Origin of the sequence: Wolbachia endosymbiont (group A) of Cephus spinipes, from assembly GCF_964026895.1 — a bacterium.
Taxonomy (GTDB): Bacteria; Pseudomonadota; Alphaproteobacteria; order Rickettsiales; family Anaplasmataceae; genus Wolbachia; species Wolbachia pipientis.
Genome location: NZ_OZ034713.1, coordinates 209,477 through 226,485, shown reverse-complemented (window position 1 = coordinate 226,485; position 17,009 = coordinate 209,477). Strand labels below are relative to the sequence as shown.

Genomic DNA, 17,009 nt, shown 5'->3' with positions numbered 1-17,009 from the left:
TAAGTTGTGTTTTAAACCAGATTCGGTATTTTAAACTGAACATTTTCAATAATACCACCTGGCATAACTGAAATTTTTACACTCAGGTTTACTTTTAGGTAGTCCATTAATTCATCAACTAATATGTCAGGAGCGGAAGCACCTGCAGTGATTCCTATCTTTTCTACGCCCTGGAACCAGCTTTTATTTACACATCTGTAATTATCAATCAAGTAGGCTCTTTTTTCTCTAGCAGTGCACAGATCTAATAAGCGGTTTGAATTTGAGCTATTTTTACTTCCTACAACTAATACCATGTCTACAATTTCAGCTAGCTTTTTAACAGCATTTTGTCTGTTTTGCGTTGCATAGCATATGTCCTTTAAATCTGGACCTGTTATGCTTGGAAACCTGAGCTTCAGGGCAACAATAATTTCATGGGTATCGTCGATGCTTAACGTGGTTTGTGTAACATAAGACAAATTATCTGGATCTTTAACCTTTAAATCATATACATCCTGCAAAGTTTGCACTAAAGTGATAGGATTGTTTACTCTTCCCCTAATTCCCTTAACTTCTGGATGGTTTTCATGCCCAATGAGAATTAATTCTTTACCACTGTTTTCATACCTTTTTGCTTCTTTATGCACTTTGCTAACTAAAGGACATGTTGCATCAATCACTTGAATACCCTTTCTTTTTGCCTCATCTTCTATATTTTTTGATACTCCGTGCGCGCTGAAGATCAGTATTCCTTCATTATCTTCAATTTCCTCGATACTGCTTACAAAAACCACTCCTTGTTTCTTAAAGTCCTCTACTATATATTTATTGTGAACAATTTCGTGTAGCACATAAACTTGGCGCTCGTTTTTATATTTTTCTAAAGTAATAGCTAATATGTCCACAGCTCTTTTTACCCCGGCACAAAAACCTCGTGGTTCAGCTAAGATGATTTCCATTTTTGTCAAATCAAGTAAATATGCAAGCATTACTTAAAAATAAGCTCCGCTCACTGTGTTTCATAGTACCATTATTTATATTTTATATAATAATTATTTTTCGCATATTCTCTTTAACATTTGATCAACCTACTACTTCAGAAAATTTTAGAAAAGATAATATAGTACATAAACAACCTGATATTTTAGATAGAAATGGAGTGGTAATAGCAACAAATGTGCCCACAACATCACTATATATAGATGCAACCAAAGTAAAGAATCCGGACAGTATAGCAGCACAACTGTGTTCTACTTTGCATGACCTCGAATACAAGAACTTATATAGAGTACTTACTTCAGAAAAGAAATTTGCTTGGATAAAGCGGCACTTGACTCCAAAAGAATTACTAGCGATCAAAAACGCTGGTGTACCAGGAGTAAATTTTTATGACGACATAAAGCGTATATATCCTCACAGTAATTTATTTTCACACGTGCTTGGTTACACTGACATAGATGGCAATGGTATTGCAGGAGTTGAGGCGTATATAAGTAAAAACAAACAACATTCTGTTATCCAAGTACCTGATATACAGTTGTATGAATGTTGCAACTTGAAAGCAATTCCTGCACAGCAATTCCCCACACAACAGATCCAGTGCGTGACACTGGGATCCAGATATAAAAATACTGACAAATTACGTGATGAACAACGGATTCCAGAAACATATGTCAAAAACAATGTTTGTGATGAAATTGCGCATAAAACTGGATTCCAGTGTCAGTGCACTGGAATGACACCAGACCAAGCTTCTGCACAATCTTCTGTCATCCGACAGGGATGGTCACGCTCTGCTGATCAATATGTTCAACTATCCTTAGATACACGAGTGCAAAGCATAGTGCATGAAGAGCTAACTAAAGCTGTAAGCAGATATCAGGCACTTGGCGGAGTAGGAATTGTTTTAAATGTGAGAAATAGTGAAGTTATCTCGATGGTCAGCCTACCTGATTTTAATCCCAACTTACAGAATAAGGCAGAAGACGTACAAAAGTTTAATCGCGCCAGTCTTGGGGTATATGAGATGGGGTCGGTATTAAAATACTTTACAATAGCCGCAGCGCTTGATGCGAACGCTACAAAAACTAGCGATTTATATGACGTATCAACACCAATCACCATTGGAAAGTATAAAATTCAGGATTTTCATAAATCTAAAATTCCAAAAATTACTGTGCAAGATATATTTGTAAAATCATCCAACATTGGTGCAGCAAAAATTGCAGTCAAACTAGGTATTGAAAAACAGGTAGAATACTTTAAAGCTATGAAGCTATTTTCTCCTTTGAAAATAGAAATACCAGAAAAATCCACACCGATAATCCCGGATAAATGGAGTGAAAACACTTTAATAACAGCATCTTATGGTTATGGCATAGCTGTAACTCCTATACATCTTGCACAAACTGCAGCAGCATTAATCAACAATGGGATATTTCATAACGCAACCTTGATGTTGAATAAAAGAAGTATAGGAGAGCAAATTATCTCAAGAAGAACTTCCAGGGAAATGAGAAAATTATTACGTGCAGCAGTAACAGATGGCACTGGCAGAAAAGCAAAAATAAAGGCATATTCAATAGGAGGAAAAACTGGATCGGCGGAAAAAGTTGTAGATGGTAAATATAGCAAAGATGCAAACATAGCATCATTTATAGGAGTGCTAACTATGCTTGACCCAAGGTACATAGTGCTAATTGCTATTGATGAGCCTCAAGGGATGCACCATACCGGGGGAGTAATTGCTGCGCCTATAGTAAGAAACATTATAAATAGAGTAGCACCTATACTAAATGTTACACCTGAGATGTAAAATTATGATTGCTTTACTATAATTTCAAATTTATCATTACCAAAATCCTTATTAATATACCAAGAACCATCATCTTTAGTTACAAATTCAAGACCTTTAAGGTCTTTTTTTATTGTCTTTCCATTTTGACCATCAATAGCGATATTAATATCGAATGTAATAATGTCTAGATTTATCATAGCTTCTTTCCCGCTGCACGAATTTAGACTGAACTTGCCTAACATGACATCATTAAAACTCACTTCCCCTGTATAGACATCACACTGACCGTCCACACAACACGTAGTTTCAATATAGAAAAGATCTGACATACAAAATACCTTAAAAAAAAGAACTAAACATATATGGCCACTACACCACACCGCTAACAAGTAGTAAAGCGTCGATAAACCTAAGTTACTTTAGCTACGTAGCCATAATACAGCTAGAAATGTAAAATTCAACAGTTAATTGTGTGATTAATAGAGAAGTCTTATTTAGTACACCTTATAGGAATGGCTGTTTAGTTTTTTTGTTAATCTTTTTTACCATGCTGTCAATCATATGCTTTATCCCTTGATATACAGAGTATGTACTTTCGTCGCTACGCATATAAGCAGAACAGGAAAATACATTATGTTCTTCGTCTTCTATTGATAACTCTGTATCGCATTTTATGTGCTCGCCGCCAAGCCTTTCTATCAACTGTTCTCTGTCATCTCCTATAGTTACCTTAACCTTACTTTCTTCTTTACCTATCTTGCTACTTAAAATTGAAACAATGATGGCTGGAGATATGCATATCGCTCCTATTGGCTTTTTTGTAACAAAAAATTCTGAAACTAATCTTTCAAATTCAGGCATTACTGTCACCATGTCTTTACTTTCAGCTAAGTCAGATAAATTTTTCGCAACCCCGTATCCACCAGGTACAACTAGCATGTCAAAATTTTCAGCTTTGGCTTCTTTTAAGTCATATATTTCGCCTCTTGCGATTCTTGCTGCTTCTACAAGTACATTCCTTTTTTCTTTTGTTGCCTCTTTTGTTCTATGATTCATAACTTGTGTGATATTGATATCAGGTGCAAAGCATTTAACATCCACTTCCTGCTGATCAAGCACAAGCAAACTTAAAACCGCTTCTCTTACCTCTGCACCGTCAAGGTGACCACACCCTGATAAGACCACAGCAGCTTTTAATTTTTTTTCACCCATAAAGTACCTTGATTTCATATAATCTAGATATTTTAATACAAATTCTATATTTGGAAAGGGGTATGTTATATCAATTATAATATAATTAATGATTAGTATGTATAATTAGGCATATTTATAATCAACAAAGCTGAATATGGAATCTAGCAATAGTATGTTTTTTGACACTGACTATCCAGAACTAAGAAAAGCTATTTCAGATATAATAGAAAGTATTGCACAATCCTCACAAGAGGGGAAAAAAGAGTTATTTACAACCCTATCAGAACAAGTTAAAGGGATGAACCTCAAAGATTTAGGTTTAGCAATTAATGACCAAGGCTTGCAAAAGGAGGTAAATAAAGAATTATTTATAAAACTCATTGAAGAAGCACTTAAAGATTTAACTTCTGAAAATGTTAACTCAAAAATAATAGAAGAGGCGTTAAAATCTGTTAATCAGCAAGCAATAAGTAATGTTATAAATAATAATAAAGGTCCACTGGACAATCTAGTCAATTATTTTAAATCAGCCTCTGCAAATGAAAAAATAGGAATAGCTTCTGCTGGAATGGTATTAGGAGTAGCATTTTCTCCGCTTATTGTGCTTGCTACATTAATAGCGCTTGTAGCTATTGGAGCACGTTATGTAGGAATAGGTATAGGAAAGGCAGGGGAAAAAATAAAAGAAGGTGCGATTGATGCAGGAAAAGCAGTGAAAAGTTTATCTAAAAATTTAGGGGATAAATTGCCTGAGGTTGGGCCAAAAAAAGATAACTTTAGTAAATTATACAACAGTTTGGCTCAAGAGATTATAGGCTATAATATGTCCGAAGAAGGTGAAAAAATAAAAAACGCCCAGAGTAAAGCAAAGGTCATAGGCATGCTTCAAAATGAAGGGCAGCGATCTGCTATACAAGAGTTAGTAAAGAATGGAACTATTCAAAATTTTTCAGAAGATGACATGAAAAAGCTTAGAGAAAAAGGTACTAGTACTTATGAAAGTGATAAGGAAGCACTTGAGGAACTTATGGAGAAATTTCAATCTAAAATTATGGCCATTGGTGAGGGTAAAATAGAGGAGGTAGAAAAAATTGTTGATGAGAAAGTTGCAGCAATGAAGCCATCTTCTCACTTAGGTATTTCAAGTGCTGCACGAGTTAGTGAAGGAGGAATCACAGGACCAAGTTGATGCATTTTTTTACGCAAAAATTACTATCAGAAAGTGGGGTTACGCTACTCCTTTTTATCCACTTTTTTGAGCAATCCACTTCCACATCTAACACACATCTCAGTGATTATAATATCCAATTTTTGATCATGTTTTTCTACAGGTAAATCTTTACAATATTGTTTCTCATAGGCTACACCTATAAATATTTTTCCAAGTGGCCGCAGTTTTTCTATCATTGTATCATACCAACCACCGCCAAAACCCAATCTATTAAAATGATCATCAAAAGCAATAACAGGAGTAATGATTGTGTCGGGAATTACATCTTCATTTGTTTTGTTCCATTCCTCAAATTTTAGTAACTTATTTTTATTAGGAATTGCTACTTTATAATCTAAATCGAGTAAACTATGCATCAAAGGTACAACATTTATTTCCCCGTCCATTGGAATGTAAGCTGCTATTGTTTTGCCTTTAACGTAGCTTAAGTTCTGATTAAAGAGATTAATAAGGGAATTTGCTGCATAACTGGAATAACTTTCATCAATATCTTTTCTTATAGCTCTATATTGCTCTCTTATTTCCTTTTTGTGCTGTTTAATATCTTTGAACATGATCTATCCATTTTGCAGTAAGTTTTTCTTGTAAACTATTTTGCTTCAAGCGCTCACTTAAAAAGTCAAAGTCAATAAACTCCATATCCTGGTCTTGATTACTGCAGCTATAAACAAAACTTCTTTCTCCTGTTTCCTTATTTATATGTTGCTGAACACATTGAGCACAGATTTCTTTCATCATACACTGCATAGGAGAATTAACTGACGATATTGCTATATGACTTGACTTCAGATATGGCTTTAAAATTGTTTTTCTAGCTTCATTCACAGCTTTCATCATTTTATCAGAACCAATAGTGATAATTTTATCTATAACGTTCAAATTAATACCTAATCTTCCTTGTTGATAAGAGACTATTGCATCAACTATATTACCATGAAAGGATTTATCTTGATCTCTGCTTGTTTCTATCAATCCTTCTTCACATGCCCAAACTACTGCATTTGATGCACGCTCTATCAGTGCTCGTTTAAATACATCACTTAACTTCTTATAGCCAGCGAAGTACAAAACCTTGTTATTATTTTCAAGACATGCCTTCCCTATCGAAAATAACACTGCATTTCCAACTCCACCACCAATTAGCATTATATTCTTCATGTGCTATTTTAACTACATTTGTTCAAATTTTTTGAAATTTTATAGAACAAAGTAATTTATATAGTTCTATACACAAAGACAGAGACAAGGACACTCTCTGACTTCAACTATACCGATAACTGATAGCTGCATTTTTACGCATATCATCTAATAACAAGTTGCTTTGTATCATAATCTTTTGTTGGTACATTTTCTGTTTGATTGCTTCTATACCCGCTACATTACTCTTGATATCACACAACATCATCAACTTTGCAGTGCCATTTTCTCTCAATTCTACTATTTCATTCACACTTGTTTTACTAAATAAAATCTGTAAATCAGGATTTAAATCTCGCATTTTTATTTCAAATTCTTTTGCGTTTGGCAGCTTAAAATTATCTGCTAATTTATCAAAATTTAAACAATTAACTTTTTGCTCCTTGAGATTATCTAATAAACTTTCTGAACCTTCAACCACAATCTGTTTTAATTTTAAAGTGCTTTCCAGCAGTGCATGATTAAGTTGTACTTTATCTATTACTTTTATAACAGAGTAACCTTCACTAAAACTGAATGGACCTGCTATGTCGCTGGTTTCTAATCCTTCTAAAACGTTCTTGAGTTTTCCTTTTAGCTGACTTAAATTAACTGTTGCTTTACGCATCTTTATTGGAGATTCTGGGTTATTACTGTTGCGTAATTTTTTTACTAAATCTTCAGCTATACCATAAACGTCCTTGTCTTTTTGATCAGGAATTATAAACTCTTGGAACGTGATAAGATAATCCGGCTTTTCTGTTTGCCTTTTTACATCATTTACTTCTTTATCGCTTATATTAATAAATGGCACAATTCTTACTTCAATAATTTTGCTCCACAGTAACTGACATTTTATTTGTTTTCTTAAAATACCAAGATCTATATTATGCTTCTCTATGTATTGATCAACTTCATTAGCCTTAAGTTTAAAACTTTGGGTTAAAAATAACATGATAGCATTATCTAACTCCTCGTTGCTCAATTTTATATTCAGCCTCTGCGCTTCATTGATAATGATAATTTCGTCTATTAGCTCCCTAAGAATTTGAGGCTTTGCTCCTTTTTGATCAACACTTTGAGTGCCAAACAATGAATTTATAAAGTTGATGCGTTTTTCGATATCTAAATTTGAAATTGGCTCACCATTTACATCTGCAACAATTTCAATCTCGATTGCAAGCAACCTAAGTGGCAACACTATTAACAGTAAAATTAGTATTTTATGCATATAAGTAAGGTTAATAACCAATTCTATAATAAATACTGAGTCAATGCTAGCCAACTTTTTAATAGTGATCTCAGTGACAATGGAAATAAAAACCATTGCAACAAAATCAGGTACGCTGGTAAATAGGCTAAAAACATGCTAATATAGCGAATTTAGACCGTGCTCAAAACAGTATACGGAAGGAGAGGGATTCGAACCCTCGATACGACTTTTGGGTCGTATAACGGTTTAGCAAACCGCCGCCTTCAGCCGCTCGGCCACCCTTCCAAGTTTAGAACCTAAAGATTATATAATACCAAGACCTCTACCACCTGTCTAATGCTTTTAATTGCAATATTTGTATCTGTTCAGATGCATGGCTAATGCTGAAACAAAAATTCCAGTGCTCCCTTTCTTGTCATCCCAGTGCGTGACACTGGGATCCAGGATTTTGATTAGCACTAAGTTGGTGAGCATATAAGTGTTATGTTAAAATATAACGTTTTTACGGAAAGTCTGGATCCCAGTGTCACGCACTGGGATGACATCGTTTACTATGTGCCATATTGCAATGTTCGTACGGTTGTGCGCGGTATAGATTCCGCTAACGAGTAGCGGAATGACGAATTTGTTATTTTTCAAATCGTAGAGCCACTTTAGCTATAAATCAACAAAAACTAATTTCCGCTTTTAATAGAGCTTGCAACAATTTGTTTTGCTTCTTCTACACCAACCCATTCTCCAACTGCTACCGTTTTTCCCTTTTCTAGATCTTTATAATGAGAAAAGAAATGAGTAATTTTATCTAGTAGGCTTTTAGATAAGTCAGAATAGTCCTTTATATTGTCATAATAGCTATCAACACTGGAAACAGGCACAGCTAATATTTTCTCATCTTCTCCTTTTTCATCTTTAGTGAGTAATGCGCCTATTGGACGCACCGATATTAAAACACTAGATGCTAAGGGAAATTGAGTTAGCACCAAAACATCCACAGGATCACCATCACCTGCGCAGGTATTTGGTATAAACCCATAATTGCAAGGATAAGTCATTGAGGTAGACAAAAATCTGTCAACTTGTAACAACCCAAACTCTTTATTAAATTCATACTTTACAGGCTCAGCATTCGCACTTATTTCAATTACCACATTCACCGCATTTGGTCCCGCTGTTATTTTACTTAAATCCATAAATTACCTCTTAACTTAAGATTATACAATATGTACTTTTAAGTTGCTACATTTATGTAGTTCTAAGCTTGTTTTGCATGGAGCGGTCCTAAATTTTCATTCATCATCTTATTGACTGTTGAAAGTGGTGGTTCCTGTGGTGGTTTCAATAATTGAAATAAGGCATATACTATTACAATAGTAAGCACCGCACCAATTATCAGGTTAGTAAGGTTGTCTTGTGGCAAAACATTTTTTATTGAGTTGAGCAATTTTTGCTCCATAAGGAAATAATCAGCAACAGATAACCCAACAGACAATATAAACATACCTAAAATAAGTTTACAGACTGTGTTTTTATAGTCTTTTTCTTTTTTCTTGCTGGTGATAAGATTTGGCCTATATTCATTCTCTTCTGGCAACACTGAGTAGTATATATTCTCAGGGCTCATTACTAATTGTTCAAATTCATCACTATTTTGGTTTTTTAACAGTTGCTCTAGGGTGTTTTTTGTATTTATAGGACATGTTAATCCATCCATTTTCAATGCTTTCTCTTGCCGATCCACATTCTCATGGTCGATTGTATATTTATCTCTACTTGATAATCCGATCATGTGTAGTTTGCTAGCTAAGTGCACTATATAGTTCTCTATTAACTGATTCTCACATATCTCTAGTACTTCTCTTCTTACTGTTTTGTTAGATGGTGAAAGTTCTTTATAGTAACTACCTATGGAAAACAACAATGCAATATCTTTATCTACTTTTATATTATGAATAGAGTAGTAACAGCCAATAACGCACTTATTTAATGCAAATTCTCTGTCATATTTGTTTAATGTATTTCCTTCACTTAGTAACTTTCTAAGACCAATGAGTACTTTATTTTCAAAATCTTCTTCTGTTTTAAATATTGGTTCTCTCTTTGGATTTGCTAAGATGTTAAGTAAATCTAATTTTCTTCCATCTACTACTTCATTTATATATTCATTTAACTCAGATCCTTTAATAACTTCATATATTTTATCTATGACATCTTTAGTATTCAGGTTATTGTTTTCACTTAGAATTTGATAAGCTTGAGCATAAATTAAAAACAGCCCTTGTAGACTAAATTTTAAGTTAAAATATTTATCTAATGGTTCCTCTTTTTTTCTAATGAATTCAGACAAACCAAAATGATTTCTGTGATCCATAAAACGACCTAAGTCAGCATGTTGAAAGCTACCTAAAAAAATAAATAACGTCTCTAATAAATTACCCTTACCAACAATTTTTATTAGTTCTTCAATTTCTTTTATCATTGCTGAAACCTATAATGTTCTACTTTATAGTATAAGGGATACATGGCAAAATAGCAATAAATGTTATTAGACTTCTTGCATAACCTAAACTAAGTAGAAAAAGGTATAGCTATACCGCCGCGGCACTAACAAGAGATCCCGCTAACACGCAGCGGGATGACGAGACTTATCTTTATGCCGCCGCGAACCGTCATACCGCGATTCATTCGCGGTATCTCTCAACATAGATCCCGCTAACACGTAGCGGGATGACGAATTACTTAACCATCATTACACCGTCATACCGCGATTCATTCGCGGTATCTCTTAGCCGCTAACAAGCAGCGGGATGACGGTTGTCGTTTAGCTACAAACATTAAGAAATTTACCAAATGAAAAAAAAGGCAAAAGAAGCCCCGTGGTTGGCTAATTACTTACATTATACTTTCAAGTATGGCGTTTTTTTATTCTAAACACTTAATAACCGCGATTTAGCTGCTTTTAAGCCGCAACTAATCTAAATTATAAACGTTAAGAAATTTACTAAACAGAAAAAAAGGCAAAAGAAACCCTAGGGTAGCTAGTTATTCACTATCCATTTTTTAAGTTGGCGTTTTTTAATGTTTTAAATGCTTTATAAGCGTATTTCAGCTTGTGTAGGTAAAAACCCAGAAATTTGATAAAGACATAGAGTGCACATAGTGCAAAAAATTAAACATGAGACGCCAGATACGTGAGTTTTTTTGTCATTTAATCTGTACAGAGAAGATAAATAAATAGCTTCAGTTTCATGATAAGGGGGCTGGCGGAGTTTGTCAAGCAAGTTTTTTTGTTTCTATTCCCAATGTTATATGGTTATGCAAGAAGTCTATTGTATGTTTACACTCTGCATTAAAGCTTTTAGTTAAGAGCATATCCATCCACCGCCGATAACTTGCTCATCTTTATACGCTACACAGGCTTGACCTGGACTGATGCCAAAGTAATCGTCGTTTAAAATGACACAGGCTTTATTTTTTTCGTCAGTTGAATGTATTGTTGCTAAACTTCCCGCATGTGATGATCTCAGCTTCACAGTTACTTCCATACCTTCCTTTGGTTGTTCTAACCAATTTAACTCCTTGATCAATATTTTTTTTTGCATTAATACGTTGATCGGACCTACTATAACCTCATTATTTTCTGTATTAATTTTTATCACATAAAGAGGTTCATTGTGTGCGATACCCAAGCCCTTTCTTTGCCCCACTGTAAAATTTACTATGCCACTGTGCTCGCCTAGCACTTTTCCATTAACATCCACTATTTTACCTTTCTGTACAGATTGTGGAGCTAATTTAGCTATTGTTTTACTATAGCTTTCGGAAACAAAGCATATATCTTGACTGTCCGGCTTTTCAGAAATTTGTAAGCCAAAATACTTTGCTAATTTTCTTATATCACTTTTATAGAACCCACCTAGTGGAAATCGCAAAAGCTTCAATTGCTCTTGAGTTGTAGCAAACAAAAAATAACTTTGATCTTTACTTTTATCAATGCTTCTACACAACTTTACCTCACCATTTTTTTCTAACCTTCTCACGTAATGTCCTGTTACGAGCACATCCGCACCAAGATTTTTTGTAACTTGCAATAGATCACGAAATTTTACCGTTTGGTTACATCTCACGCATGGTATGGGAGTTTCCCCACGCATATAGGTACTCGCAAAATCCTCTATTACTTCCTTTTTGAATATTTCCTCATAGTTTAAAATATAGTGAGGAAAGCCAACACTTTCAGCCACACGCTTAGCGTCATAAATATCTTGTCCAGCGCAGCATGCGCCCTTTCTTGCACCATCGGTGCCATAGAGTTGAAGAGTTACACCTATCACCTGGTACCCAAAGTTATATAGCAGTGCTGCAGCAACGGAGCTATCAACTCCCCCGGACATTGCAACAACAGCCTTGGTCTGGTGCGGAGCTTTATCTTTTAGCAGAGGTTCAATTTCAAATTCTTTTAGCATAATCGCCTTAATTTATAAACACAAACTTGGTGTCATGCAAGTAGCTGACACTGGAATCTAGTTTCTATTACACAATTTCATCGAAACAGCATACTTGTTTATAGTCAATTTTTCTGGATCCCAGTGTTGGCTACTTGGATGACATCTTTATGCTTGAGGTAAAATTTGCTATAAAATTCGATGAACTACCTTTAAAAATAATTTAATCCTGCTTAAATAAAACATGGCCAAAATAATCCATGTTTTCAAGCACTTTTCCGCTACCCAGAGCAACACAACAAAGTGGGTCATCTGCAACACGAACTGGTAGTTTTGTTGTTTCACTGATAACTTTGCCCAAGTTACGCAATAATCCGCCGCCACCGGATAAAATTATTCCTTTATCGACTATATCAGAAGAAAGTTCAGGTGGAGTGCTCTCCAGTGCAGTCCTAATAGCAGAAATTATCTGATGTACAGGCTCTATTAAACTCTCTGCAACTTGGTATTCTGATAAAAGCATTTCTTTTGGCATGCCACTCACTAAATCCCTGCCTTTAATTATCATTCCCTCTTTGTTATTTTCACCTGGCAAATTGGCTGAACCTATGCTTTTCTTAATTTTCTCAGCGGTTGTTTCACCGATTAATAATTTATGATTTTCACGAATATATGATTTTATTGCTTCATCCATAATATCGCCACCTACTCTGGCAGAACGTGAATAAACAATTCCACCTAAAGAAATAATTGCAACTTCAGTTGTACCGCCTCCTATATCAACGATCATAGAACCCTCAGGTTCAGTAACCGGGAGCCCAGCTCCGATTGCTGCAGCCATTGGTTCTTCAATTAAAAATACTTCATTTGCACCAGCACTTTCTGCTGCATCTTGTATAGCACGCCTTTCAACTGGCGTGGATCCAGATGGAACGCATATGATAATATTAGGTTTATTAACAGTGAATTTTGTGTTTGCACTGCGTATGAAATATTTTAGCATTTCTTCCGCACTTTTAAAATCAGCAATGACTCCATCTTTTAAGGGCCTTATCGCCTCTATTTCTCCAGGCGTTTTTCCAAGCATCATTTTAGCTTTTTTACCAAAAGCATAAGGAACGTAGCTTCCTTTTTCTTTTATTCTTGCTACAACTGAAGGCTCATCAAGCACTATTCCCTGATTTTTCTGATAAACTAAAGTGTTTGCAGTGCCAAGATCTATAGCAATATCGCTAGCAAATAAACCTTTGAAAGTGAAAAGACTACAAAACTTTTCGGTTAATTTTCGAACAAAATTCATACGCAACTCAAGAAAATCATTTATTAAGACAAATTATACTTTCCAGATAAGTAGCTAATGCAGCACTCAACGTCTAAACCCTTACCTGTTACTTTTTTTAGCAGTTCCAGGCCACACTTTGCACTGTATATATTTTGAGATAACCAACTGATAAGTAAACTAAAATCTCCTTTTATTATAGCACTTAATGATTCGTAATGATTCTTTTTAACGCAAGAGAAAATCTGCACAGCAGCAATTAAAGCAATAATTTTTATAGGAAAGTAGCCCATAACACCGCTTGCCCAATATTCATCTTGAAAATAAGTGTTTAGCTCATTTTCAGCTTTTACTGGAATTTTATAGTGCTTCATACCTTCCAGCCACGCATCATGCAGTTCTTTGACTTCCAATGTACCATTTATTATATCTTGTTCTAACCTAGTTCTCAACATAATATGAGCTAACAGACTAAATTCATCTGCATTTTTTAAAAAAGAAGAAAGGTTTATTTCATTGAAAATCAAGTACAAATTTTCAACACTGCTAACTTTCTCGTTAGTTTTGCCTTTTATAGCAAATTTCTCTTTTATGTGTGGTTGAATGAACTCAATAAATTCTCTGGATGTTCCAATCATCCTTTCCATGAATAACCCTTGAGTTTCATACATAACATGTCTCGTAATTGGGCTACTTATAGAATTTTGCGCTAAACATTTTTGATAAATTGCATAACCACTATGCCGTAAAAGAGAAAATAAACCATAACAAAAGTCAGATTCATCATAATCTATAGGGTAGTAATAAGAAGTACGAACCTCATGCAGTGCGACACCCATTTGCTGTAAACATGACGAGCCAAGTTCAATCTGCTTCTGAGTAGCAACTTTTTGTATATTAGTAACCTTATCCTTTTTCTGCTTTTCAATTATTTTATCTACATTTCCACTAAAGAATTTGCCTACCTTGGGGAATACTTCCCTTATATTCTTTTCTGTGATATCAGAGTCATAGTCAGCAAGCAGTGAGTCGTATTTTGAGCATTTTAATTGCTGCGATTTTATAGAAGCTACTTCGCGAATGAGTGTGATTAAATCAGTAAAACGTTCTTTTAGTTTTTCCAAGTTACTGGCTTCAGAATTGTTTAGCCTCCATAAACTTTGGCATTCAACTTTAGCTTTGGACAAAGATTTTACTAAATCAATAGGAACAGCACTGTTGCTCTTATGTATTCTCTCTATTAACTTTAGCTGCCAAGCATCTGCACTCTTTTTGTTGTCAAGAGCATCTGCTAATGATTCCTTTATTACGTCATGAGAGATAATTTCATGTCTGATTTCTTCTAGAAGACTCATTTGTTCAACTTTGTCCTCTGCATTCAATTGGCTTTGGTTTAGTACTTTTAGCGTATTTTCGATATTCTTTACCCTATATAATACTTCCTCTAAAAACTTATAAGATTTCATATTTGTTCATTATTTTAGAAAACATCTGTTTAACATCGTGATAGATTAATAATAAAGTTAAAAGTATATTTGCTTAAAGTACAATAAAAAATTGTACTTTTTATTCTTTTATTGGATTTTTCTACTCAGAGTCCAGCATATTATAGGAAAATTAATTGTAAGGTTGTAGAAAAAGTATTTAGTATTTTATTTCTCTTGACTATATTACAATATGGAGAGATATTAGCTACTGAAATTAAAGTTACGCACTATTTAAAATTTATGGAGGTTTAGTAATGTGGAGTAGACTGGTTATAATGTGCTGTTTTTGTTTATTACTTACTGGTGTAAGTTCTTGCCCAAAAAAAGGAGCAAATACAACAAATAAAATAAATTCTGTTGTTAAGCAGATAGGTGATAAAAGAGTTTTCTTTGGTTATGATGAATCTAGTATTGCTGAAGTAAGTGCAGATGCATTACTTGACGTAATGGAGGTGTTACAAGATAACCCTGACGCGAAGGTTACTTTAACTGGTCACACTGACAACCGTGGTTCTCATGAATATAATCTTGCGCTAGGCGCTAGAAGGGCAGATGCAGCTAAAAAATTTATGGTTAGTTGTACACCCTACATAGAAAACAGAATAAAAACTGCTTCTAAAGGTGAAACTGAGCCTTTGGTTAATGTAAAAGATGATTCTAGAAATTCTAAATATGAAAAAGAGCATGCTAAAAATCGTAGAGTGGAATTTTCATTTTCTGGAATAAAGAAATAGTTTCTTGCATTAAAACCTGGATCCCAGTGTCAAGCACTGGGATGACATAAAGAAAGGGCACTGGGGTAGACAAAAAAGGACAAACTTGTCATATTTCGTTGCTTGTTAGCGGGATCTATATATACCACAAATAAGTCGCTGTATGACGTAGAGACTATCTGGCCATCAAGAGGCATAATGGAATTAGAGTTATTATTTCAAAATGTGGTTAATAGTTTTGCTTTCTATAATAATCAAGTTGCAGTTGCAGTATCAGGTGGTGTAGATAGTATAATCTTACTGCACTTAATGAATAACTGGGCAAAAAAAAACAAGCTTCCACTTCCTATAGCATTAACAGTAAATCATGGGTTACGTTCAGAGTCTCAAAAAGAAGCTGATTTTGTTGTAAGTTATGCAAAGGAACTTGGAGCAAAGGAATCGTTCATATTAAATTGGGAGAAGCAAAATATTAAAGGCAATATTCAGTTACAGGCACGAAAAGCACGGTATAAGTTACTAGCAGAGTGGTGTAAAAATAATAATGTTAAATATTTACTTGTTGCTCATCACAAAGATGATCAAGCAGAAACGTTCTTGTTAAGATTAGAGCGAGGTAGTGGCGTAGATGGATTATCATCAATGGACTACAAGTCTTTCCTAAATGGTATTTATATATTTAGGCCATTGTTAAATTTTAGTCGTAGTGAAATAGAAAAGTACGCTAAGCTTCATCGGTTAAAATGGATCGAAGATAGAAGCAACTATGACTTAAAATACAGGCGAACTTTATACCGTAACTTACTTAAAGCAAGTGATAATCAAGAGATTTTAACAGAGCGAATATGCCTCACAGCCCTTCATATGAAAAGAGCTGCAAAAGCGTTGATGCACTACACACGCCTTGCGTTTAATGACTGCGTTAATGTGCATGATCTTGGTTATATTGAAATTAAACTAAGTGAGTTTTATCAATTGCCAGAGGAAATAGCCTTGAGGCTTCTTCTTTACTCCATAATGGCAATTGCCAGTAAACATTATAAACCAAGGTACAACAGCCTTATCGTAATATTTAATAAAATATTGCAAAAGGATAGTAATGTTAATTGTACACTTTCTGGGTGTAAAATAAGAAAACATGGAGAAAATATCTTGATAATTAGAGAATCGTCAAAGATACAAGAAATTACCTTAAACCTACCTTTAAATGAACCTACTCAATGGGATAACAGATTTAGCTGCACAATACTCGGAAATCAAGAGTGTTCAGTTATCATCGCTCCATTAAAAAAAACACAAAAAGTTCCTGAATTTCTGAAGGATTACAACTGCTGCCCTGAAGTTTTCTATTCTTTGCCTGTAGTGCTAAAAGATGGAAAGGTGCTTGCTTATCCTGATGTAAATTATAACGGAAAAAATACCAATGACGATAAGGTTCAATGCATTATTAATAGCACGATAAAACAAAATTTGGTAAGCTTGATTAGTATTTAGT

At 34.4% G+C, this 17,009-nt stretch carries 15 protein-coding genes and 1 tRNA gene; 4 read left to right on the top strand and 12 right to left on the bottom strand.

Annotated features, from left to right (window positions below):
- Positions 1-11 precede the first annotated feature (11 nt).
- A complete protein-coding gene (gene ispH / locus AAGD59_RS01135) occupies positions 12-941 on the bottom strand; it encodes a 4-hydroxy-3-methylbut-2-enyl diphosphate reductase (protein ID WP_015589482.1) in 930 nt (309 codons plus the stop codon).
- Positions 942-961: 20 nt separating this feature from the next.
- Between ispH and AAGD59_RS01130 the strand changes: the two genes are divergently transcribed.
- Entirely contained in the window at positions 962-2,797 is a 1,836-nt protein-coding gene (locus tag AAGD59_RS01130; protein ID WP_141456705.1) for a peptidoglycan D,D-transpeptidase FtsI family protein, read from the top strand.
- Between the two features lie 2 nt (positions 2,798-2,799).
- Here the strand turns inward: AAGD59_RS01130 and AAGD59_RS01125 are convergent, their stop codons facing one another.
- Together AAGD59_RS01125 and elbB are read right to left on the bottom strand one after the other, a co-directional pair.
- A complete protein-coding gene (locus tag AAGD59_RS01125) occupies positions 2,800-3,108 on the bottom strand; it encodes a hypothetical protein (RefSeq protein ID WP_039963709.1) in 309 nt (102 codons plus the stop codon).
- Positions 3,109-3,283: 175 nt separating this feature from the next.
- Complete coding sequence (gene elbB, locus AAGD59_RS01120; RefSeq protein WP_022626165.1) at positions 3,284-3,991, bottom strand: isoprenoid biosynthesis glyoxalase ElbB; 708 nt, start codon at positions 3,989-3,991, stop codon at positions 3,284-3,286.
- Positions 3,992-4,127: 136 nt separating this feature from the next.
- Between elbB and AAGD59_RS01115 the strand changes: the two genes are divergently transcribed.
- A complete protein-coding gene (locus AAGD59_RS01115) occupies positions 4,128-5,162 on the top strand; it encodes a hypothetical protein (protein ID WP_015589478.1) in 1,035 nt (344 codons plus the stop codon).
- A gap of 44 nt (positions 5,163-5,206) precedes the next feature.
- On the opposite strand, the gene AAGD59_RS01110 is transcribed toward AAGD59_RS01115, so the two are convergent.
- The 9 genes from AAGD59_RS01110 to AAGD59_RS01070 form a co-directional block, all read right to left on the bottom strand.
- Positions 5,207-5,758 (bottom strand): 5-formyltetrahydrofolate cyclo-ligase, encoded by a 552-nt coding sequence (locus tag AAGD59_RS01110; RefSeq protein WP_015589477.1) that lies wholly within the window; start codon positions 5,756-5,758, stop codon positions 5,207-5,209.
- The gene (locus tag AAGD59_RS01105; protein ID WP_015589476.1) at positions 5,742-6,362 is read right to left on the bottom strand and encodes a hypothetical protein; all 621 of its coding nucleotides are present in this window, start codon (positions 6,360-6,362) and stop codon (positions 5,742-5,744) included. The genes AAGD59_RS01110 and AAGD59_RS01105 overlap by 17 nt, the downstream gene beginning before the upstream one ends.
- Positions 6,363-6,465: 103 nt before the next feature.
- Positions 6,466-7,611 carry a SurA N-terminal domain-containing protein gene (locus tag AAGD59_RS01100; protein ID WP_141456704.1) on the bottom strand — a complete coding sequence of 382 codons (1,146 nt, stop codon included), beginning with the start codon at positions 7,609-7,611 and terminating at the stop codon, positions 6,466-6,468.
- Positions 7,612-7,787: 176 nt separating this feature from the next.
- Positions 7,788-7,878 (bottom strand) — tRNA-Ser (locus AAGD59_RS01095).
- 389 nt (positions 7,879-8,267) lie between these two features.
- A complete protein-coding gene (gene ppa / locus AAGD59_RS01090) occupies positions 8,268-8,783 on the bottom strand; it encodes an inorganic diphosphatase (protein WP_012673395.1) in 516 nt (171 codons plus the stop codon).
- A gap of 62 nt (positions 8,784-8,845) precedes the next feature.
- On the bottom strand, positions 8,846-10,069 hold the full coding sequence (locus AAGD59_RS01085; RefSeq protein WP_015589474.1) for a hypothetical protein: 1,224 nt from the start codon (positions 10,067-10,069) through the stop codon (positions 8,846-8,848).
- A gap of 883 nt (positions 10,070-10,952) precedes the next feature.
- Positions 10,953-12,056 carry a tRNA 2-thiouridine(34) synthase MnmA gene (gene mnmA / locus AAGD59_RS01080; RefSeq protein WP_015589473.1) on the bottom strand — a complete coding sequence of 368 codons (1,104 nt, stop codon included), beginning with the start codon at positions 12,054-12,056 and terminating at the stop codon, positions 10,953-10,955.
- A gap of 202 nt (positions 12,057-12,258) precedes the next feature.
- A complete protein-coding gene (locus tag AAGD59_RS01075) occupies positions 12,259-13,335 on the bottom strand; it encodes a rod shape-determining protein (RefSeq protein WP_141456703.1) in 1,077 nt (358 codons plus the stop codon).
- 23 nt (positions 13,336-13,358) lie between these two features.
- The gene (locus AAGD59_RS01070) at positions 13,359-14,780 is read right to left on the bottom strand and encodes a carboxypeptidase (protein ID WP_265027915.1); all 1,422 of its coding nucleotides are present in this window, start codon (positions 14,778-14,780) and stop codon (positions 13,359-13,361) included.
- A 275-nt stretch (positions 14,781-15,055) separates the two neighbouring features.
- On the opposite strand from AAGD59_RS01070, the gene AAGD59_RS01065 reads away from it, so the two are divergent.
- On the top strand, positions 15,056-15,535 hold the full coding sequence (locus AAGD59_RS01065) for an OmpA family protein (protein ID WP_010081889.1): 480 nt from the start codon (positions 15,056-15,058) through the stop codon (positions 15,533-15,535).
- A gap of 177 nt (positions 15,536-15,712) precedes the next feature.
- Positions 15,713-17,008 (top strand): tRNA lysidine(34) synthetase TilS, encoded by a 1,296-nt coding sequence (tilS, locus tag AAGD59_RS01060; protein WP_015589470.1) that lies wholly within the window; start codon positions 15,713-15,715, stop codon positions 17,006-17,008.
- Position 17,009: the final 1 nt, after the last annotated feature.